This window comes from Mycobacterium parascrofulaceum ATCC BAA-614 (genome assembly GCF_000164135.1).
Classification (GTDB): domain Bacteria; phylum Actinomycetota; class Actinomycetes; order Mycobacteriales; family Mycobacteriaceae; genus Mycobacterium; species Mycobacterium parascrofulaceum.
This window is the reverse complement of the sequence record NZ_GG770557.1, coordinates 377,220-395,934: the sequence shown is the minus strand read 5'-3', so window position 1 is coordinate 395,934 and position 18,715 is coordinate 377,220. Positions and strand designations below refer to the sequence as shown.

At 64.1% G+C, this 18,715-nt stretch carries 19 protein-coding genes and 1 pseudogene; 9 read left to right on the top strand and 11 right to left on the bottom strand.

The features are described from left to right. The 3 genes from HMPREF0591_RS23215 to HMPREF0591_RS23205 form a co-directional block, all read right to left on the bottom strand. A partial coding sequence (locus HMPREF0591_RS23215) for an aldehyde dehydrogenase family protein (protein WP_007171129.1) occupies positions 1-1,446 on the bottom strand: 1,446 nt, incomplete at its 3' end. A gap of 25 nt (positions 1,447-1,471) precedes the next feature. Further along, positions 1,472-2,677: an amidohydrolase family protein gene (locus HMPREF0591_RS23210; RefSeq protein ID WP_007171128.1), complete on the bottom strand. Its 1,206-nt coding sequence runs from the start codon at positions 2,675-2,677 to the stop codon at positions 1,472-1,474. 51 nt (positions 2,678-2,728) lie between these two features. Then, on the bottom strand, positions 2,729-3,952 hold the full coding sequence (locus tag HMPREF0591_RS23205) for a cytochrome P450 (protein ID WP_007171127.1): 1,224 nt from the start codon (positions 3,950-3,952) through the stop codon (positions 2,729-2,731). 333 nt (positions 3,953-4,285) lie between these two features. Between HMPREF0591_RS23205 and HMPREF0591_RS23200 the strand changes: the two genes are divergently transcribed. From HMPREF0591_RS23200 to HMPREF0591_RS23185, 5 genes are all read left to right on the top strand, one after another. Beyond that, positions 4,286-4,975, top strand: a complete 690-nt coding sequence (locus tag HMPREF0591_RS23200; protein ID WP_007171126.1) for a TetR/AcrR family transcriptional regulator — start codon at positions 4,286-4,288, stop codon at positions 4,973-4,975. 217 nt (positions 4,976-5,192) lie between these two features. After that, positions 5,193-7,541 (top strand): CaiB/BaiF CoA transferase family protein, encoded by a 2,349-nt coding sequence (locus HMPREF0591_RS23195; protein ID WP_007171125.1) that lies wholly within the window; start codon positions 5,193-5,195, stop codon positions 7,539-7,541. 3 nt (positions 7,542-7,544) lie between these two features. Beyond that, positions 7,545-7,745: a ferredoxin gene (locus HMPREF0591_RS31355; RefSeq protein ID WP_007171124.1), complete on the top strand. Its 201-nt coding sequence runs from the start codon at positions 7,545-7,547 to the stop codon at positions 7,743-7,745. Further along, positions 7,742-8,857 carry an NDMA-dependent alcohol dehydrogenase gene (locus HMPREF0591_RS23190; RefSeq protein WP_007171123.1) on the top strand — a complete coding sequence of 372 codons (1,116 nt, stop codon included), beginning with the start codon at positions 7,742-7,744 and terminating at the stop codon, positions 8,855-8,857. Before HMPREF0591_RS31355 ends, HMPREF0591_RS23190 begins: the two co-directional genes overlap by 4 nt. A gap of 130 nt (positions 8,858-8,987) precedes the next feature. Beyond that, positions 8,988-9,401, top strand: coding sequence for a limonene-1,2-epoxide hydrolase family protein (locus HMPREF0591_RS23185; RefSeq protein ID WP_007171122.1), 414 nt, complete (start codon positions 8,988-8,990; stop codon positions 9,399-9,401). A gap of 107 nt (positions 9,402-9,508) precedes the next feature. On the opposite strand, the gene HMPREF0591_RS23180 is transcribed toward HMPREF0591_RS23185, so the two are convergent. The 3 genes from HMPREF0591_RS23180 to HMPREF0591_RS23170 form a co-directional block, all read right to left on the bottom strand. Then, positions 9,509-9,808, bottom strand: coding sequence for a cytochrome P450 (locus HMPREF0591_RS23180; protein ID WP_007171121.1), 300 nt, complete (start codon positions 9,806-9,808; stop codon positions 9,509-9,511). Beyond that, a complete protein-coding gene (locus HMPREF0591_RS23175; RefSeq protein WP_167310174.1) occupies positions 9,805-10,407 on the bottom strand; it encodes a cytochrome P450 family protein in 603 nt (200 codons plus the stop codon). Before HMPREF0591_RS23175 ends, HMPREF0591_RS23180 begins: the two co-directional genes overlap by 4 nt. 563 nt (positions 10,408-10,970) lie before the next feature. Then, positions 10,971-11,621, bottom strand: a complete 651-nt coding sequence (locus HMPREF0591_RS23170) for an HAD-IA family hydrolase (RefSeq protein WP_007171119.1) — start codon at positions 11,619-11,621, stop codon at positions 10,971-10,973. 372 nt (positions 11,622-11,993) lie between these two features. Here HMPREF0591_RS23170 and HMPREF0591_RS23165 point away from each other — a divergent pair, with 372 nt between their 5' ends. Both HMPREF0591_RS23165 and HMPREF0591_RS23160 read left to right on the top strand, forming a co-directional pair. After that, entirely contained in the window at positions 11,994-13,025 is a 1,032-nt protein-coding gene (locus tag HMPREF0591_RS23165; protein ID WP_139093611.1) for a class I SAM-dependent methyltransferase, read from the top strand. A gap of 80 nt (positions 13,026-13,105) precedes the next feature. Then, positions 13,106-13,822: a nucleotidyltransferase domain-containing protein gene (locus tag HMPREF0591_RS23160; protein WP_007171116.1), complete on the top strand. Its 717-nt coding sequence runs from the start codon at positions 13,106-13,108 to the stop codon at positions 13,820-13,822. A gap of 207 nt (positions 13,823-14,029) precedes the next feature. Here the strand turns inward: HMPREF0591_RS23160 and HMPREF0591_RS23155 are convergent, their stop codons facing one another. Both HMPREF0591_RS23155 and HMPREF0591_RS23150 read right to left on the bottom strand, forming a co-directional pair. Further along, the gene (locus HMPREF0591_RS23155) at positions 14,030-14,839 is read right to left on the bottom strand and encodes an SDR family NAD(P)-dependent oxidoreductase (protein ID WP_007171115.1); all 810 of its coding nucleotides are present in this window, start codon (positions 14,837-14,839) and stop codon (positions 14,030-14,032) included. Then, the gene (locus HMPREF0591_RS23150) at positions 14,836-15,516 is read right to left on the bottom strand and encodes a hypothetical protein (RefSeq protein ID WP_007171114.1); all 681 of its coding nucleotides are present in this window, start codon (positions 15,514-15,516) and stop codon (positions 14,836-14,838) included. Before HMPREF0591_RS23150 ends, HMPREF0591_RS23155 begins: the two co-directional genes overlap by 4 nt. A gap of 122 nt (positions 15,517-15,638) precedes the next feature. Between HMPREF0591_RS23150 and HMPREF0591_RS23145 the strand changes: the two genes are divergently transcribed. Further along, positions 15,639-16,292: a TetR/AcrR family transcriptional regulator gene (locus HMPREF0591_RS23145; RefSeq protein ID WP_007171113.1), complete on the top strand. Its 654-nt coding sequence runs from the start codon at positions 15,639-15,641 to the stop codon at positions 16,290-16,292. 394 nt (positions 16,293-16,686) lie between these two features. On the opposite strand, the gene vapC is transcribed toward HMPREF0591_RS23145, so the two are convergent. Next, positions 16,687-17,097, bottom strand: coding sequence for a type II toxin-antitoxin system VapC family toxin (gene vapC / locus HMPREF0591_RS23140; protein ID WP_007171111.1), 411 nt, complete (start codon positions 17,095-17,097; stop codon positions 16,687-16,689). Further along, positions 17,094-17,306, bottom strand: a complete 213-nt coding sequence (locus HMPREF0591_RS23135; RefSeq protein ID WP_007171110.1) for a type II toxin-antitoxin system VapB family antitoxin — start codon at positions 17,304-17,306, stop codon at positions 17,094-17,096. Before HMPREF0591_RS23135 ends, vapC begins: the two co-directional genes overlap by 4 nt. Positions 17,307-17,380: 74 nt before the next feature. Between HMPREF0591_RS23135 and HMPREF0591_RS23130 the strand changes: the two are divergent. Then, positions 17,381-17,674: pseudogene (locus HMPREF0591_RS23130) on the top strand (SDR family NAD(P)-dependent oxidoreductase); the annotation flags it as partial. A 428-nt stretch (positions 17,675-18,102) separates the two neighbouring features. Here HMPREF0591_RS23130 and HMPREF0591_RS23125 read toward each other — a convergent pair. After that, positions 18,103-18,705 (bottom strand): TetR/AcrR family transcriptional regulator, encoded by a 603-nt coding sequence (locus HMPREF0591_RS23125; RefSeq protein WP_007171107.1) that lies wholly within the window; start codon positions 18,703-18,705, stop codon positions 18,103-18,105. Positions 18,706-18,715: the final 10 nt, after the last annotated feature.

The window sequence follows — 18,715 nt, the reverse complement described above, 5'->3', positions numbered from 1 at the left end:
TTTGAAGCCGCCGAACGGCCCGCCGCCGTTGAACATGCCGCGCGCCGGCAGCGACCAGCCGGGACCCTGCCCGCCACCCGGATTGGCTCCCAGATCGGCACCGGGCGCGACGGTTTGCACCATGATGGTGCCGGTTCGGATCTGCCGGGCGACGTTGAATCCCCTTGCGGCATTGCGGGTCATCACCAGACCCGCCAGCCCGTAGACGGAGTCGTTCGCGATGCGGATGGCTTCGTCTTCGGAGCGATAGGTCATCACCGCGAGCACGGGCCCGAACACCTCGTCCTGACACAAGCGCATGTCGCTGCGGCACTCGACAAATGCCGTCGGCTCGTAGTAGAAGCCGCGTCGCAGGTGTTCGGGACGTTTGCCGCCGGCCACCAGCCGCGCGCCTTCCTGCAGACCCGACTGTACGAAGGACTCAACTCGCTGCCGCTGCTGATCCCTGATCAGCGGCCCGACGACGGTGGTGGGATCACGCGGATCCCCGACGGTGATCAAGGAAGCCATGGCTTTGAGGCCTTCGACGTACGCGTCAAGCAGGTGCTCGGGCAACAGAAGTCGTGACGTGACGGTGCATGCCTGGCCGGCATGCATCAGCACCTGACCGAATCCTATTCCCGCGGCGTCGCTTTCGGTGACGTCGTCGAGGACGATGTGCGCGCTCTTGCCGCCGAGCTCCAGCTGTGTGCGTTTCATCGTTGCGGCCGATACTTCGCGGATGCGTCGACCGGTCGCCGTCGAACCGGTGAACCCGATCATGTCGACGCCTGGGTGGGTACACAGCTCCTCCCCGATGTCCGCACCGCCGACGACCACGTTGAACACCCCGGGCGGCAGGCCCGCCTCCTGACCCACCTTGGCCAGCTCCAGGGCGTTCATCGGGGTCCACGGGTGGGGCTTGAGCACCACGGTGCAGCCGACGGCCAAGGCGGCCAGGCACTTCTGAATGTTGATCGAGAAGGGAAAGTTGAACGGCGTGATGACCCCGACGACCCCGACCGGTTCGCGGACCACCGTCACGCCGCCCAGGCCGGTCGGTGAAACTGTTGGTCCGCCCGGCGTCTCCACCCACGTCACATCGTGTTCGACGAACTCGCCGTAATAGTGGGCGGCCTCGATGGCGCCGCCAACCTGGATCAGGTCGGTGATGAAGCCGGTCGAGCCGATCTCGGCGACGACCAGCTCTCGAAGTTCCGCTTTGCGCTCGTCGAGGATCTCGGCGAACCGCTTGATGATCTTCGCCCGCTCCCGGACGGACAGCCACGGCCACGGCCCGTCGTCGAAAGCCCGCCGGGCGGCCTCGATCGCCATGGTCGCTTGCTTGGGTCCACCGTCGACGACTCGTCCGATCAACTCCTCGGTGGCCGGATCGATGACGTCGATGACGCCGACCGCGTTGTCGCTCAACCACTTACCGTCGATAAAGCTCTGGTACTCCCGCATCGAACGAATTCCGTTGGGCCGCTGACTACTTCGGCGTCGGATACGGGGCGGGCTCGAAGTCGAACACCCGGCGAGCATTGCCTTGCAATATTTTGTACTTGTCGAGGTCGGACCGGCCGTCCAGCGCCTTGTGAGCGGCCTGGAGCGAGTTCGGCCAGAGGCTGTCGGTGTGCGGATAGTCCGTTTCGATCATCACGTTGTCGACGCCGATGAAATCGAGATTCGCCGCCCCGAAGTCGTCCTCGATGAAGCACCCGTAGATGTGGTCGCGGAAGAGCTGGCGCGGAGACTCCGGGAATATCTCGGGGTCGGTGGGCACCGGGGTCAGGCGCATCGTGGCCGGGTCCACCGCCCAGTTGTTGGCGCGCAGGTATTGGTAGTCGGCGGCGACATGTTCGGCGCGCTCGATGAGGTAGGGAATCCAGCCGATGCCGCCCTCGGCCAGCACGATCTTGAGGTCGGGGTATTTCTGCAGCTTGCCCGAGAACAGCCAGTCGGTGGTCGAATTCGCCAGATTGAGGTTGATGTTGACCGCCTGAACCCCGAAGGGCGCGTCGGGCGACGTGGTCGGGCTGACCGAGGACGATCCGATGTGGGTGCACAGCGGCATCCTCGTCTCGTTCACCACCGCGAAGAAATCATCCCATGCTCCCGAATGGATGGACGGAAATCCCAGCGGGTGCATGTTCTCCGAGAAGGCAATGGCTTTGGCGCCCTTGTCGGCGCACCGTAGCGTCTCCTCGACGGCCAGTCGGGTATCCCAGAGCGGGACGATGACCATCGGGATGTAGCGACCCGGTGCCGCCGCGCACCACTCGTCGATGACGAAGTCGTTGTAGGCCCGCACGCACTTGAGGGCCAGATCGCGGTCACCGAGGTGGGCGAACATCTGACCGCAGAACCGGGGGAAGAAGGGAAAGTTCAATCCCGCGATCACGTGGTCCTCGTCCATGTCGGGGATGCGGGCCACCGGGTCGAAGTAGGCACGGGGCATCTCGTCGTAATTCACTGGCAGCGGGGAATACTCGGCCGGCCTTTGGTGAGCCGCGACCAAAATACCCATCACCGACGCGCGGGCTTGGTCGTAGATCCACGTGTCGACGCCGTCGATCCGCTTGACGTGTGGTACCCGGTCCCGGTCGGCGGCCGACGCGCGGTCGACCCACACGTTCGGTGGCTCGATGATGTGGTCGTCGACCGAGATCATCCATTGCAGATCTTGCTTGTCCACGGGGTCCTCCCTGATTTCGCTATTGCGCTGGCTGCGAGACGATATCGGCGCTCATTGGCCGACGCGGGCACCCGGCGCGAAGACGACTGGCAGGGCGCGGTAACCGCGGGTGACCGAGTTCCCATGAAAATCAACCTTCGCCCCGGGGGGGATGGCGTAGTCGGGTATCCGCTGCAGGGTTTGTTCGACGCCCACCCTGAACTCGAGCCGCGCGAGATTGGAGCCCAGGCAGCGATGGACGCCGGCCCCGAACCCGAGGTGGCGGTTTGTCTGTCGATCGAGAATGCACTTGTTCGGCTCGTCGAACTCGCGTGCGTCGCGGTTGGCGGCCGCATAGTTCACGACGACCGTCTCACCCGGACAGAACTTCCGGCCGCTCAGTTCAACCTCTTCCGCGACGGAGCGATGCAGTCCGTGGACCGAACCGGCGAAACGGATGAATTCCTCTATCGCCGTGGGCATCAACTCGGCATCACGTACGAGTCGGTCGCGCTCCGAAGCATGAGTGCCGAGATAGAAGAAGGCGAACGACATTGCACTAGAGGTTGTCTCGAGCCCCGCTTGCACCAGCAGCATCACATTCGCGACGACGTCGTCGAAGCTCAACTTCTCACCGTCGATCTCGGCGGCGAGCAGGACGTCGATCAAGTCGTCGCGCGGCGGTTGACCACGACGCCTGTCGATCTCCTCGCGTACGCGGAGGTAAAGGTTCGTCATCGAACCGTTTCGGACCTCTTCGCTTTCACCATTGATCGCAAGGTCGGCTGTCTCGATGTAGAGCGGTATGTCCTCAACGGGCATGCCGAGTACATACCGGAAGAACACGATCCCGGGTTGCTGCCAGGCGACGTCGGCGAGATCGCCGCGGCCCAATTCGATGAAGTTGTCGATCAACCCGTCGGTGACCGCCCGCACCTGGGGTTCCAGGTCCTTCATCCGGCCCGGAGAAAAGTACGGGTTGAGAACTTTGCGAAGCTGCTGCTGCCGCGGCGGATCCAGGGTGATCACGATGTCGCCGAATGACATCGGGTTGCCCTCCAGCATGGGCTTGCTGGAGAAGCTGCGCCAATCACGCAAGATCTCGTAGCAGTCGTCGTAGCGGGTGGCGATCCACGCTCCCCCCGGCGTGGGGCCGAGGAATGGCACGTCCTGGTGACTGAACGGTCCGTTCTCCCGCATCACCGAGTAGACCTCGTAGAGGAAGTCTTGGTCGTTGAAATCCTCGTGACGAAGATCGAGGTTCCGGGCGTGTTCCTCCGGTGATTTGCTCACCATGGGCAGTCCTTTCCGGCCCCGACCGCCGGCACGCCGGCCTCGAGACACCGCCAGCGGTCAGCCCGGCCAGGCATCCCCCACCGAGGGGCCGTCCACATACCGGCAACGCCGCAATCGTGCCACCGTCCATGTGCCATCTGCACCGGCCCTCGGATTTCTCGCACACGCCGAAATTCGCTTTCGCAGCACAGTAAATCGTCGACTGCGCGGAGTCAAGTCGCACTCGATAACTACCCGGGGCACTCGGGATCGCGCGCCCGCACGGTGCGCGCGAAGGGGCGGCACGCGCGCAAGCTTCCCCTCAGACAACGGGCGCTCGCTAAAGTATGTGGGATGACCACAAGCGCGCGGCGGCGAGTTCGCGACAAGGACGGCAAACAACGAGCCCTCCTTGAAGCGGCTGCCGAGGTCTTTGCCGAAGCGGGTTACGCGGTCGCGGCGACGAAGGAGATCGCCCGTCGCGCCGACTGTTCGGAGGCGATGCTGTTCCACTACTTCGGGGACAAGCGGGGCATCTTCGAGCAAGTCGTTTCCCGCCAGATCGCGGACCTCGTCAGTGAGGCCGAAGAGCAAGTCGTGGCGACCCTGCCCGCGCGCTTCGAGGACTACATCGAGCAGCTGTTCTTTGCGAGGCTGCGGATCGACGACCGGGACAGCGGCGTTCCCGGCTGGGACATTTCCGGTCGGGCGTTATCAGATCCGGACTTCTCGCTGCGGGTGCTGCAACCCAATCACGCACGCCGCACGGCCGTCATCGCCCAGGGCGTTCGCCACTACCAAGCCGCGGGCCAGATCAGGGCAGACGTCGACGCCGACCTGTTCGCCGAGCTGCTGGCCAATTTCATCATCTTCACGACGAGTCTCGGACCACGCTGGTTCGGTACGGCCGAGCCAGACGTCCGCGCGCAGATCGAACTGGGTACGCAAATCCTTGCGAAGGGCGTCAGCACGTCAACGACGAAGCCGCCCGCTAAACGTCGCGGGCGGGCCCAACGGGTGCCGAAGGTGCGTGCCGCCGACTAGAAAGTTCCGACGAACTCAACCGCGGCCATAGTTATCGAGTCGCACTTGACAGCTCAGCTTTCCCGTCGCTAGCGTCGTTGCCAGCCCACCCGCAGCCATGCGGATGCAGAACACCCTGCTCGATCGGCACGAGCGTGAGGACAGGAAGTGGCGTGTGTGCACTCATCGGCGCGAGTAACTCACTTCCGACGACATTGACGCGGAAAGCCGCACGGCGATGAACGCTCTGCGCGGGGTGCGTGTCATCGAGTGGGCGACGGAAGTTTCCGGACCGTACTGCACCAAGTTGTTCGCCGACCTCGGAGCAGAGGTCATCAAGATCGAATCTCCGGAGGGGGATCCGTTCCGCCGCAGGCCTTTTGGCGACCGGAGCGACGCCGGTGCGCTGTTCAAATTCTTGAACGCCGGCAAGCGTTCAGTCGTCGGCACTTCGCTGGCCGACCTGGAAACGCTGATCGCTTCCGCCGATGTGTTCGTCGATTCTCTCGGCCCCGGGGGGCTCGACCGCGAGGCGCTCCTGCGGCGCGCGCCGCACCTGGTGATCGTGGCATTGTCTGCGTACGGGTTGACCGGACCGTACCGGGACCGGCCCTCGACGGAGTTCACGATCCAGGCCGAGAGCGGAACCCTCGCGTTGCGAGGCCGTCCGGACCAACCGCCCATTCAAGCGGGTGGTCGAGTCTTCGAATGGGTGATGGCCAGTTATGCCGCCGTCGCGGCGCTCGGCGCATTGCATCGGGCTCAACTCGGCGGACCCGGCGAAATCGTTGACTGTGCGTTGTTGGAGACTTGCCACCTCAGCGCCAGCGGATTCGCTGACCTCTATTGCGAGTTGGCCGGTCGTCCCCCGTTGACCGTGCCGGCGCGACAGGTTGAGATCCCTTCCATCGAACCGACCGCAGACGGGTGGGTTGGCTTCAACACCAATACCCGCCAACAATTCGAGTCGTTCCTGGCAATGATCGGCCGACTCGACCTGCTCGACGACGACCCGGCGTGGGCACTGGCAACGACTCGGTGGGAACGCCGGGACGAATGGAATCAGATTGTGCGGGAATGGACGACGGGACGTTCCACACACGAGATCGTCGCGCTGGCCTCTGACCTGCGAATCCCCGTCTCACCGGTCAACAACGGCCAGACCGTGCTGGACCACCCGCAGTTCGCGGCGCGCGGCGTGTGGGGCACGCATGCCGACGGCAGCTTCACCCACCCGCTGGCGCCGTACCGGATCGATGGCCGACGGCCCGCGCCGGTCGCCGGCGCTCCCCCGCTCGGCGAAATGACAGAAGTGCCCGCCCACAACAGGATTACGAGCGCCGCCGGCCGCGCACCCGGGCTCCCGCTGGACGGCGTACGGATCCTCGACGCGACGGCGTGGTGGGCGGGTCCCTCCTCCACCCACATTCTCGCCGCACTGGGCGCCGAGGTCATTCACCTCGAGTCGACGAAACACCCGGACGGGGCGCGGATGGCTGCCGCCGCGTTCGCCAATCAGCCGCAGTGGTGGGAACGGTCGGGGATGTACCTGGCGACCAACACCAACAAGCGAGGACTCACCCTCGACCTGTCCTGTCCCGAAGGGCGGGATTTGTTGTTCGGGCTCGTCAAATGCTCGGACATTCTGGTTGAGAACTTCTCGCCCCGCGTCTTCGACAATTTCGCCATCACGTGGGAGGCCGTCAGGGAGCAGAACCCACGAATGGTCATGGTCCGCATGCCGGCGTTCGGGCTCGACGGACCGTGGCGCAACAACGTGGGTTTCGCGCAGACGATGGAACAGATGACCGGAATGGCGTGGGTGACCGGCCACGAATACGACCAGCCGCGAATCCCCCGCGGCCCGTGTGACCCACTGGCGGGAATGCACTCCGCATTCGCCATGCTCGCCGGGCTCCGGCGCCGCGACGAGACCGGCGAAGGGTCGTTCATCGAGGTTTCGATGGTTGAGTCCGCGCTCAACGCGGCCGCCGAGCAGGTCGTCGAATTCACCGCCTACGGCAGCCTGATATCGCGACTGGGAAATCGCAGCCGTGACGCCGCACCGCAGGGGCTCTACGAGTGCGCGGGAGCTGAGCGGTGGTTGGCCATTTCGGTCGCGACCGACGAGCAATGGCGCCAGCTGAAGAGGGCTCTGGGCAACCCGGATTGGGCAGACGACCCCGCGTTGGACACCCACCAAGGCCGTGCCGAGGCACATGATGTGATCGACAAGCATCTCGAGCAATGGGCTTGCCGCCACGAGTCCTCTTCGGCGGCAGAGCTGCTCGTTGAACACGGTGTTCCGGCGGCGGATCTGGCTGACGCGAGGGTCGGTTCGATGCACCCACAGCTGGCCGCACGGGGCTTTTTCGAAAGCCTCGACCATCCCGTCGTGGGACGGCATCACGTGCCGGCGATTCCCTTCAAGTACCGCAGCGTTGACAAGTGGCATCGGTGCCCGGCGCCGACGTTGGGCCAGCACAACGCGAGCATCCTCGGCGACCTACTCGGCCTCGACGCCTCTTCGATAGCGGCGCTGGCAGAGCGGGGCGTTATCGGGACCCGGCCGGGCGGATTGGACTGAACCGTGAAGCTTCGTGTCGACGCGGAACTCTGCCAGGGCCACAGCCGCTGTTACGCAGCATATCCGGAGATGTTCGATATCGACGACGACGGGACCGCCGTCGTCACCGTCGGAGATATACCGCCCGAATGGGAAGACCGCGCACACAACGCAATCGCGAACTGTCCCGAGCGTGCCATACATATCGTGAAGGAGTCGCCATGAAGACCAACGGAGCGGTTCTGTGGGGGCTGAACGAGAAGTGGTCGGTGGAAGAGATCGAACTCGATCCGCCGCAGGAAGGCGAGCTGCTGGTCGAGTTCGAAGCAACCGGCCTGTGCCATTCCGACCACCACATCCGCACCGGCGACATGTTCGGTGTGAGCTTCCCCTTGATCGGTGGACACGAAGGGGCGGGCGTCGTTCGAGAGGTCGGTCCGGGAGTGCGCGATGTGGCGGTGGGAGACCACGTGGTCACCTCCTTCCTGCCGGCGTGCGGTCGCTGCCGGTGGTGCGCCACCGGCCGTCAAAACCTCTGCGATTACGGGGCGATCATCCTGGCGGGAGTCCAGGCGGACGGCACCTTCCGGCGCCGCGCCAGAGGGCGGGGCATCGGAGCCCTCTCGGGCGTCGGCAGTTTCGCGCAATGGGGCGTGTTGTCGGAAGCCTCCGTCGTGAAGATCGACGACGATGTGCCGCTATCGCGCGCATGCCTTCTCGGCTGCGGCATCACGACCGGCTGGGGTTCGGCCGTCAATACCGCCAACGTCAGTCCCGGCGACGTCGTCGTCGTGGTTGGCTGCGGCGGGATCGGCAGCGGCGCCATTCAGGGCGCGCGGCTGGCGGGAGCGGAACAAATCGTCGTGGTCGATATTGCGGAGACAAAGCGCGACAAGGCGTTTCAGTTCGGCGCCACCCGCTTCGTCACCTCGATGGAGGAAGCGACCCAGTTGGTCGGCGAGATTACGCGCGGAGTCATGGCCGACTCGGCCATCCTCACTCCCGGCGTGCTCGAGGGCACGATGATCAACGACGCGCTCAACGCGGTGCGGAAGGGTGGCGCCGTGGTGGCCACCGCACTGGCGTCGATGTCCGACGTGACACCCACGCTGCCGCTGACGCTGTTCACGCTGTTCCAAAAGCGCCTGCTGGGAAGCCTGTACGGCGAGGCCAACCCGCGGGCCGACATCCCCAGGCTTGTCAGCCTGTATCGCAGCGGCAAGCTGCTGCTCGACGAAGCCGTCACCACCGAGTACAAGCTCGACGACATCAACGAGGCCTACGACGACATGCTCGCCGGCCGCAACATCCGCGGGGTAATAGTCCACGACCACTGAGTCTTTGGGGAAAGGCGGTCCGCATCGTTACCAGCCCGCGCAGTTCGGAAGGAAATGCGCTGGCTGTCCAATGCAACCTACAGCTCACGCTCAAGTCGATTCACCTACTCGTCGTGAAGGGATCCCACTCATGTCATCGCCAGCCGATATCGTCCGCAACTTCTGCGCCCTGATGGAGCAGCGGGACGCCGAAGCGTTGCGTCCCTTCCTGGCCGAAGGGGCCGTCTATCAGAACGTGGGGATGCCCGCCTTCGTCGGACCAGACGCCATCGCGGAGAACATGGCCGCCCAGTTCGCGATGTTCCCCGACGCCTACGCCTTTGAAGTCGTCAACCTCGCCAGCGAGGGTTCCGCGGTGCTCACCGAACGCCTGGACTACATCCAGGCTCCGGACGGAAGCAAGCCGGCCATCCCGGTGATGGGGACCTTCATCGTCGATGACGATGGGAGGCTCACTCGCTGGACCGACTATTTCGACCTGAACCTGACGATGAAGCTCCTTCAGGGCGAGGACATCAGCGCCCTGGTGCCGGCGAGCACCTGAGTTGGAACGTCCCCACCGATCTAGGATCAACGGTCGCTGTCGCAGCGGGGGCGGGACGCACCTCCGTCCCGTTGACGGCGCACCGGCAACCTGGGCGGCGTCGCTTCTCACGTCGGCCACTGCAATGGCATGGTCGTCGGGCCGAGTCGGGTGCTGTCGTCGCCGACGTTCAACTCGATGTGGCTCGATGCCACCGTGAAACTGGGGATGCGACGCACGAACTCGGCGACAAGGGCGCTCAGCTGCGCTCGCGCGACGTGCATTCCGAGACAGCGGCGCGACCCGGCTCCGAATGAATAGAAAGGGCGCCCGTGGACTTTGTCGTCGCTGTAGGTGATGAGATAACCGCCGTCCAAATTCAACGTGCGCAAGGAGAGTTCCAGTTCGGTGAGCGGCGGCAGGCTCACCCCGCCAACGGTGATCTCCTCCAGGGTGACGCGCGGGCAATAGCCGAGCGGCGAGTACAGGCGCACCACCTCGTTGACGAATGTTCCGATCTGATCGGGGTGCCGGATGAGCAGTGCCCGTAACTGCGGGTCGGTGGCAGCTCGAACAGGGCAAAACCGATTCCGGCAGTCGTCGTCTCGATTGCCGCCCCGAACAGCAGCAAGACGAAGCTGAGTATTTCCACCTCCTCGAATTCGTCGCGGAGGGCGGCGATGATCCCCGGCGGCCCGGCTGTGGAAATCGCTTGGCTGACGTATTCGACCAGGTCGGCCTCGAAGGGCGCGCTCCTGGGGAATTCCGCTTGCCGCGCCAGTAATCGCAGCAGCGTCTCAAGACTGCCATCCGGAAATCCGAGCAGCGTCAGCAGTGTCTGGGTCGCCAGCCGGCGGGCGATCTCGCCGACGGCCTTGCACTGGCCCTTAGCAGCGACCGCGTCGACGAGCGCCGCGGCGTTCTCCTGGATGGATGGCATGAGCCACGCCAACGCCCGCGGCCGGAACAGCGGGTTGAGGACCGCGCGGTACCTGGCGAGTTGGGCGGGGGCCGCGCCGGTGGGCACCCAGGGGTGAGTGTCGTCGTGGCCCCGCATCGGATGCGTGAGCCTGGTCGTGTCGCGCAGAAGCGCCACGATGTCCTCGGGTCGCGTCGGGCAGATCGCGCCGCGGCGGGAAACGACCAGCGGGCCAGCCAGACGCGCCTCGATCTGCTCGGCGCGCTCTGCGCCCGGCTCGACTGCCAGCTGAGCCGAGTGGTCATGTTGCGTCTCCATTGCGCCGCAAAGTAGTTCGGGTGCAGGTTCTCGCTGGCCGCGTCGCCTGCTGCGCGACGTTAGCCTTCGCGTGCGCCGCAGCGCGTGCCTGAGGAGACCGTAGAAATCCTCCGGACATGGCGCCGTCGACCTCTCGGCGGTTGTCGGACCTTCGGGTTGAGATCCGGAACCTTCGAGCTTAACGGCTGGTGAACCGCCCGGAGAGTAGTCCGGAGGCTCTGGACCTGCCGGCGTGTTGAGCCACGCTCGACTCCCACATCGATCGAAAGATTGGTCGCCGTCGACATGGCCCTTGTGCTTCACCAGCGAGGCGCGGTTCACGCACCTGCGTCGCGGCGCAGGCCGCTGCCGCGTTAGTTGGCCAGCAAGGCGACACCAGTGTCGGTGACCTCCACGTCCACGCAGGACAGATCGGCCACGACGACGTTGGCGTCTGCCAATTCGGACGCGCGGTGGGTGGTCGTGACGGCGAGCACTTGCGCCCCCGCGGCCCGCCCAGCGCCGACGCCCGCGGGCGCATCCTCGACGACTACGCACTCCCGGGCCTCGAGGCCCATCGCGGCTGCCGCTTTGAGGTAGCTCTCGGGGTTTGGCTTGCCATCCGACACATCCTCTGCACCAATCAGCAATTGCGGAGTCGGAAGCCGCGCTGCCGCCAGTCGGGCAGCCATCAACGACCGCGGCCCCGAAGTCACTGCAGCCCAGTGACTATGCGGCAGGGCGCCAAGCAGTCGGCGTGCTCCCGGTAACGCCAGGACACCATCGACATCAGCGAGCGCTTGAAGTGCGAGTAGCCGGGCTGTCGCCGCGACTCGGTCGCGCGGTGCGACGAATTGCGCGACGATGTCCTCGGTGCGCCTGCCATGACACACCTTCAGTACCGCTTCGTAGTCGACGCCGTATTCGTCGGCCCAGGCCCCCCAGGACCGTTCGACCGTGGCGGTTGAGTCCACCAGGGTGCCGTCGATGTCGAACAAGATCCTCTTGCCGTGCAGCACCGCCATAGGCAGGAACCTTAATGGGAGCAGGGCCCAAGCTCGGAGAGTGTGTCACTCCCCACAATCGGCTTCCGGAATGTGCTGGCTCACACGATATCCCGTTCAACTACTGCACTCGGCGCCGCGTAACCCACGATGACGGCTTCGTTGTGCCGACGCGAGAGTTTGCCCCTGACGAAGGTGCTCGATGACGGCCGGGCCGACGCGAACGCAGCAGCCGGGTCATCCACGGTGAGAACCGCACGTCAAACAGGCTTTGCTCAGCAGCATGAGCAAAAAGATGCGTCCCACCATTGCGGTGGCCGCCTTTGCCCTACGCGTGTTCAGCGTTCTTGTAAAGTGAAATCGGCCAAATTTGACTAACCTTTAATTTGCACCGTGCTGATACGATGCATTGAATCAATTGCCTTGGCCTCCGCCTGCCGCCACCCAACGATGCCGCGCCAGGCGTTTGACGCGTGCCTGACGGAAGGATTGTTGGTGCCACCAGCCACCAAACGAGCTCAATACGATTTCATTCACGAGACTTTCCAGCACGCAACCACCGCCCTGAAATTCACTTTGTCGGTGCTGGAACGCAGTTATGAATCCCATTTTACGAATTATTCCGGCGACGTCCGTGCGACCCTGGAACACGCCTGCAAGTACTTGCTGGCGGCCCGTAATGGGTGTGAACTCTATCAAGCAGCCCAAGACGTGCACGAACGATTCTTTACATCCGACGGCGACGGGTCATGGTTCAGCGAGGGCTACTCGGCGTACAAGTCGCAGCGTAAGCCGCTGCAGGACTTCAACAATTTCGCGGACGCCATCAGTGGTAGCAGGGTACTCGACTTCGGCACCGGTCGCGGTCATTTAGCCGCGCTGATCGCGCATGCCGGCTTTGACTGCTACAGCACGGACGTCATGGACTACCGCGGCGCGGAGGCTGCACATCTGCCGTTCCGGCAGATGGCTTCACCTGTCGACGTCCCCTATCCCGACGACATGTTCGACAGTGCGATCGTTAAGACCGTTCTTCATCATGTTGACGAACACGATTTGATTCCGTTGATGACAAATTTGCGGCGTGTCGCACGACGGTTGATTATCGAAGAAGACACTTACGCCGTCCCCGGAATGCCCCCAGGAGTCGCCGCACCGGGGCAGATCGACCTGACCGAGTTCAATAAGCTCGAGGAAAGCGATCAATTTCGGGCACTCGTGCTCATCGACTTCTTTGGTAATGCCGTCGCCCAGGGTCTTGTCGATATGAATTTCGGCTGCCAGTTCAAGCGGGTAAGCGAGTGGCATTCAATATTCGACAGCCTGGGCCTGCGAGTCGTAGATACCGACGTCGTGGGCTTCCGACCGGGCAACATTCACAAAGCTTGTCAGGTTCGCTTCGTGGTCGACCGCGAGGATTTGTAGGGATCAGGCTATTTAGCCGGTCGTTCAAGCCCACGGTGATCGCGCAATGTGGACGCGGTACCGACCCCCGGCGCCGCAGGATGGGCGCGACCTGGTCGACGAAGTCATCACGACGCGCGGCCCGACGGCAGCCAGAGCCGCAGAGCGCGACGTTAGACGGCGACGTGCTCGGCGTTCTGGCGACCAGCGAGGTGACGTTCACGATCGCCCAGATCCAGCGCATCCTGACCACCGCGTCAGGCGAAGGCATCCGCAAAGTCCTCACCCGCCTCACCGCCCAGGGTGTGGTCCTCCATGATCGAGTCGGCAGGACCAACATATACCGACTCAACACCGAACACCTTGCAGCAGAGCCGATCCTGGCGCTGTCACGGCTGACCGCAACGTTGCTGGAACGCCTCCAGGCGCACTTGGAAGGGTGGGGCGAGCCGCCCAAGTACGCCGCGGTATTCGGCTCAGCGGCGACGGGACGGATGACTCTCGACAGCGACATTGATCTGTTCTTGGTGCGCGCCTCCGACGCCGAACACGATGGCCGCCTGGGTGATACAGAAGCGTGGGAGCAACAGGTGACCGAACTCGCACGGTCGATCACCGCCTGGACGGGCAACGACGGCCGCATCGTCGAGTTCACCGAAGACGAGCTTCGCGCCGCGGCCGCCGCAGGTGAGCCGCTGCTAAGCGACGTGGCCAGACAAGGCTTGACCGTCGCCGGGACACGGGCATGGCTCAATAGGCAGCTGCGCCCGATAGGGAAGGCGCTGGATCGAGAAGGGCCTGATGGCGGGCACGCGTAAGTGCAGTTCTGCCGTCACCGCGGGACGCCTGTCCAAGGCGGTTGAGTTTTTCGACGCCGCTGAGCATCCGCAAGACGACATGCCCCATGCAGCGGCTGATCGGCGTCGGCCAGACTTTTTCGGATCACTCTTGATGCACAGCTCCCGCCGTCGGAGCCTCCTTGTTACGGTCCCACGAATGACAACCGATGACCCGTCCGACGATGGTCATTGGCCGATCCGATCGAGATAGTCACGGCGTCCGTCTGGGTCGAAGTGCCCCGGTGGGCGCCGTAGCGTCGCCAAGTGTTTGATGCGCTGCAGGAGCGGTTCGGGCGTTACCTCCTCGATCGTGCCGAACGGCGCGAGCCAGCGTGGCACGGTGACTTCGCTGCGCGGTTTGCGGGCGCTGTCGGCGATTGCGACGGCGATGTCGGCGGGCTGGCGGGTGGGTAAAAGGTCAAGAGACACCCCGGCGGTCAGCTCGGTGTGCACGGCGGTCGGAAACACGGTGGTCAATGTGACGTTGCTACTTGCGATCTCGGCCCGCACCGAGCGCGATAGCGCTGCGACGGCGTACTTGGTGGCGCAGTACACCGACATCCCCGGAGTGGTCACCTTGGCGGCCATGGAAGCCATATTGACGATGTGGCCGTGGTTGCGTTCCAGCATGCCGGGCAGGAATTCATGCATCCCGTTGATCACGCCGACCAGGTTCACCGCCACCTCGCGGTGATAGAGCGCCAGTTTCTGTTCCGCAAAAGGCCCCATGTACTGGATGCCGGCGTTGTTCACCAGCATGGCGACCGGCCCTTCGGCGACCGCTGCGGCGTGAAATGCCGCCATGCTCTCCGGACTAGTGACATCTAGGCGGGCTGCGCGGGCGCCGATCTCATTGGCGGTGTTTTCGGCTTCGGCCCCATCGAGGTCGCCGATCCATACCCGGGCGCCACGGCGGATGAGCTCAATAGCGGTCGCCTTGCCGATGCCGCGTGCACCCCCTGTCACGCAGACGACAGCGCCGGAAAGCTCGATCACGATGAGCTCTCGTCGCTGAAGTGACGCAGGGCAAAGTAGGCGATCAACCGGACTTCACCGTCTGGCATGGTGAGCAACGCCCGCCCCAGGTAGAGGCCAGGGGTCAGTTCGACGATCTCGTCGCGGGTGCGCTTGATCGGGAAGGTGCGCACGCTGGGGTTGCGGTAGGCCTCTACACCGTAGTCCAGGGCCCGCACAGTGATGAACGGTGCGGCGGCCGCGGTGTCGAGGCGGTGATTGAAGTCGAACCCGTCGATCTCGCGACCGACCTTACGCAAGCCGCGATAGCCGGGCGCGATGATCGGCATGGCAAGCCGGGCGATCGGAGCGAGTCGGTTGAACCCTGTCCCGGCCGCCAAGTCGAACGTCTTGCCGCGCCAGGTCGGTTCGATTTTGAGCAGTGGATTGGCCAGATGCGCCTCGGGTATGCCGAACAGTTTGCCGACGATCAGCCCCTCTAGCGCTCCGTCGATCGTCTCGGGTGCGCCACCACGGGCGAACAGGCCCGAGAGTTGATCCCGGCGGCCCAGGCGCCCCAGTTCGCGCAGATAGTCCCAGCCCTGGCGGCGGGCCAGCACCGGGGCGACCCGGGCCAGTTCACGCAGGTCGGTCAGCGCCGAGGTGTTGCCAGACGGATCCGAGGGCGGCGGGAATGCGCTGATCGACGAGGTGGTCACGTTTCTCCTTAAACTCGCATCTGTAACTATTCCGTACCAGATTATCTGGTTCGGAACCGTGCCAGATTGGCGCCACGACTGTCAAGACCCGTCGCCGCGCTAACAGATGGGATGATCAACCGGTGCCCGCAACACAACGCCGTTACGGCGGCCAGTCCGCCGAGGCGCGCCAGGGTGAGCGGCGCGAGCGTATGATCGATGCCGCCCTCGATGCCCTGGTAAGTGGCGACTGGCGCTCCATCACCGTCGACAAGCTTTGCGCCGCAGCTGGATTGAACAAGCGGTACTTCTACGAGAGCTTCACAGACCTCGATGCAGTCGCCGCTGGCGCCATTGGTGATATCGCCGACGAGATCCGCTCGCTGGCCACCCAAACGGCATCAGGCCTGGCGGACCAACCGTTGCCCGTGCAGGCTGTCGCCGTGGTCGGCGCCGTGGTAGGGGCCCTCGCCGACGATCCCCGTCGGGCGCGCGCGTTACTCGGCGCGGCGCCACTGTCGCCGACACTGCAGGACTACAGGAAAGAAATCATGCGTGGATTAACGGCCGTGCTGATCGACTACGCCCGCACCGTGCACGACGTCGAACTGGAAAAAGATCCCCTCGCTCAGGTTGCGCCATCGTTCATCATCGGGGGCACTGCCGATGCGATCCTCGCCTTCGTTGACGGGCAGGCCAGGGTCACCAGAGATGAATTGGTGCAGAGCATCGCCACACTGTGGCTGACCACCGGCAACGGTGCCGCGCAGGTTGCCCAGGCCAGGCGGGGAGCCTGAGGCGGGGGTGGCCGAGGTGATCGCCTACAGCTTCCGCAAGACGGTGGCGACCATCATCGACGACGAGGCGCTCTGACGTAGGGTGGGCGGGGCTCGAACCCGCGACCAACGGATTTGCATTTGGTCAATCTCGCCAAATCCGGAAAATGCGCAACTTGTTCTGTGCCACAAGATATTTGAGCAAATCGATAGCCTGAACAGTCCTCAACGATTCCGGTCGAATCTCGATCATTATCGATGAATGAACGACGACTGCCATCGACCGAGTCTGCGGTCGTCAACGGCGGCTGAAATCCCTTTTCGATGGGGCGGAACTCTAGCCAAGGTCGCAAACACCAACGGACTATTCGAGGTTAGCCAGCGGGCGCCTACCACTATTCCGCGAGCGACTGGGCTAACGGCGGAGCGACGCCCCATCCAGGCCGATGCCTGCGACTTTCGCGAGGCGGTAAACGTCGAGGTCGTGGGCAAGAAGGGTGGCACCGTGGCGCCACGCTACCGACGCGATCATGCAGTCGACCAGCCCGCGCGGTGTGATCCCGGCCCGGCGGCAGTTCCGGTAGATGCGGACTGCCGCGTCGAAGTCCGCGGCGGTGTCGAAGTGAAGCAGCTTGAAGCGCAGCAGCAGACGACGCAGATCGGCCTCGCGGTCGTCGGTTCGTGCGCCAGCCGTGACCTCCATAATGACGGGTTCCGTCACGGCCAGCGGCCCCTCGTCTCTAATGAGGCCGGTGAGACGCCGATCGACGGCGCTGCCGGTTGCCCGGTCGTATTCGACCCACGCCGACGTGTCGGCGAGGATCACGATGCCGACGGGGGCGCCGAGTCGCTCGGGATCTCGTCGATGGCTCGGACGCCGCGCATCGCCAAGGCCTCATCGCGCGTCATCGGTTGGCCAGCCAGATGGCGCAGCGCGAGATCGACCGCCTCCGTCTTGGTCCGAACACCATAGCGATCCATGATCGTCTGAATGTAGGTGTCCTCGAGCTCGATATTGGTACGGACCTTGCTCATACACAAAGTTTACACGTTGCGTGTACGCTACGTGTAAGCGTCCTGGTGGAAGCTCGAGGCCGTGTACCGCTTGTATGTCCGCAGCCGGCGGGGGCATCGCTAAGCGAACTTTGACCAAACCAGGACCGCATGATCTCGAGTCGTTTCAGTCCGTCATTGATCTGAATCTCATTGCCACCTTCAATATCAGCCGGCTGGCCGCCTTCCACATGGCTGAAAGCGCCCCTGAAGATGACGAGCGCGGAGTCATCATCAACACCGCATCCATTGCCGCTTTTGAAGGTCGAATCGGTCAGATCGCCTACAGCGCAACGAAGGCCGGAATTGCGGGCATGAATGGCTGCGTCGAGTCGGCAAACCAGCCCGGCTGATCGACATCGCTTCGCGCCTGCCGCGGACGAAGTCCCGGGTCCTGCGAGCATTGGAGATGCTGGGGTGAGTGCCGGCGATGCTGTGTTTCGCCGGATCCAGTCGGTCGCCCGCGTCCGCAGCGGCAAAGGACTGGACTGGCGACCGACGCAGGAGTACTTGATCCGGCATACTCTCGAATCGTTGCTGGATCGGCTCACCTGCAGTTCCCACGCAGGCGGATCGGCCGAAATGCGGGCCACTAGTTCGAGAATCACGGTTCCGAAAGCTGCAAATGGCTGTCGCGCCCAGCCCGGGCTGTCGAAATCGCTGGTGGGCGAAGATATTCAGGCACTGCTAGGGCTACAGGCCCGTTCTTGGCGGAGACCTACCGGCCTTCGGCTTTTCAAGCGGGAAGAATAGCCGTTGACCCCCCGGTTTGGTGGCGTCAGGGCAGTTTGATTGCCGACATGTACATCTCGACGATCGGCTTGTACAGGTCGATATCGTCCAGTTGGCTGCCCAGGACCACCGAATCGCTGGTGGCGATGAGAACGCTCGCAAATGAATGGGGCGGGATCAGCAGGCTGGCCCCTAGCCGGTCGAGTCCCTCGACGATGAAGGTAGTCAAGCTCTCGAGGACCTCGGCACGCTTGGCCGCGACCCGCTCGCGGGCGTCCGGGTTTCGCAGCAGGTACAGCGTGAATTCGTGTCCCAGTGCGGCGTGTTCGGCCCCGCGGTCGGCGCTGAGCTGACGCCACCGCTCGGCGATGCTCTCAAGTTCGCGGGCGCCGACCTCGTTCGCCCCACTGAGCACTTCGGCGAAATTGTCGAAGTAGCGGCGCCAGTAGCGGTCACTGACGGCGAGGAACAGGTCCTCTTTGGTGACGAAATGCTTGTAGATCGCGCCCTTGGTGTAGCCGGCCGCGTAGGCGATGTCGTCGAGACTCGCCGCGGTGAAACCCTTTTCGGCAAACACCTGCTCGGCTGCATCCAGCAGCAGCGAGCGGGTGTGCTCCAGGCGCTTCTCGCGGGTCCAACGCTCAGCCATCCCGCGATTC

What these genes read in the sequence shown, in the direction of transcription:
- HMPREF0591_RS23205 (WP_007171127.1), bottom strand. Translation starts at nt 3,952, where the DNA reads ATGGTGAGCAAATCACCGGAGGAACACGCCCGGAACCTCGATCTTCGT.
- HMPREF0591_RS23200 (WP_007171126.1), top strand. Translation starts at nt 4,286, where the DNA reads ATGACCACAAGCGCGCGGCGGCGAGTTCGCGACAAGGACGGCAAACAA.
- HMPREF0591_RS23195 (WP_007171125.1), top strand. Translation starts at nt 5,193, where the DNA reads ATGAACGCTCTGCGCGGGGTGCGTGTCATCGAGTGGGCGACGGAAGTT.
- HMPREF0591_RS23190 (WP_007171123.1), top strand. Translation starts at nt 7,742, where the DNA reads ATGAAGACCAACGGAGCGGTTCTGTGGGGGCTGAACGAGAAGTGGTCG.
- HMPREF0591_RS23185 (WP_007171122.1), top strand. Translation starts at nt 8,988, where the DNA reads ATGTCATCGCCAGCCGATATCGTCCGCAACTTCTGCGCCCTGATGGAG.
- HMPREF0591_RS23170 (WP_007171119.1), bottom strand. Translation starts at nt 11,621, where the DNA reads ATGGCGGTGCTGCACGGCAAGAGGATCTTGTTCGACATCGACGGCACC.
- HMPREF0591_RS23160 (WP_007171116.1), top strand. Translation starts at nt 13,106, where the DNA reads ATGGGCGCGACCTGGTCGACGAAGTCATCACGACGCGCGGCCCGACGG.
- HMPREF0591_RS23135 (WP_007171110.1), bottom strand. Translation starts at nt 17,306, where the DNA reads ATGAGCAAGGTCCGTACCAATATCGAGCTCGAGGACACCTACATTCAG.
- HMPREF0591_RS23125 (WP_007171107.1), bottom strand. Translation starts at nt 18,705, where the DNA reads ATGGCTGAGCGTTGGACCCGCGAGAAGCGCCTGGAGCACACCCGCTCG.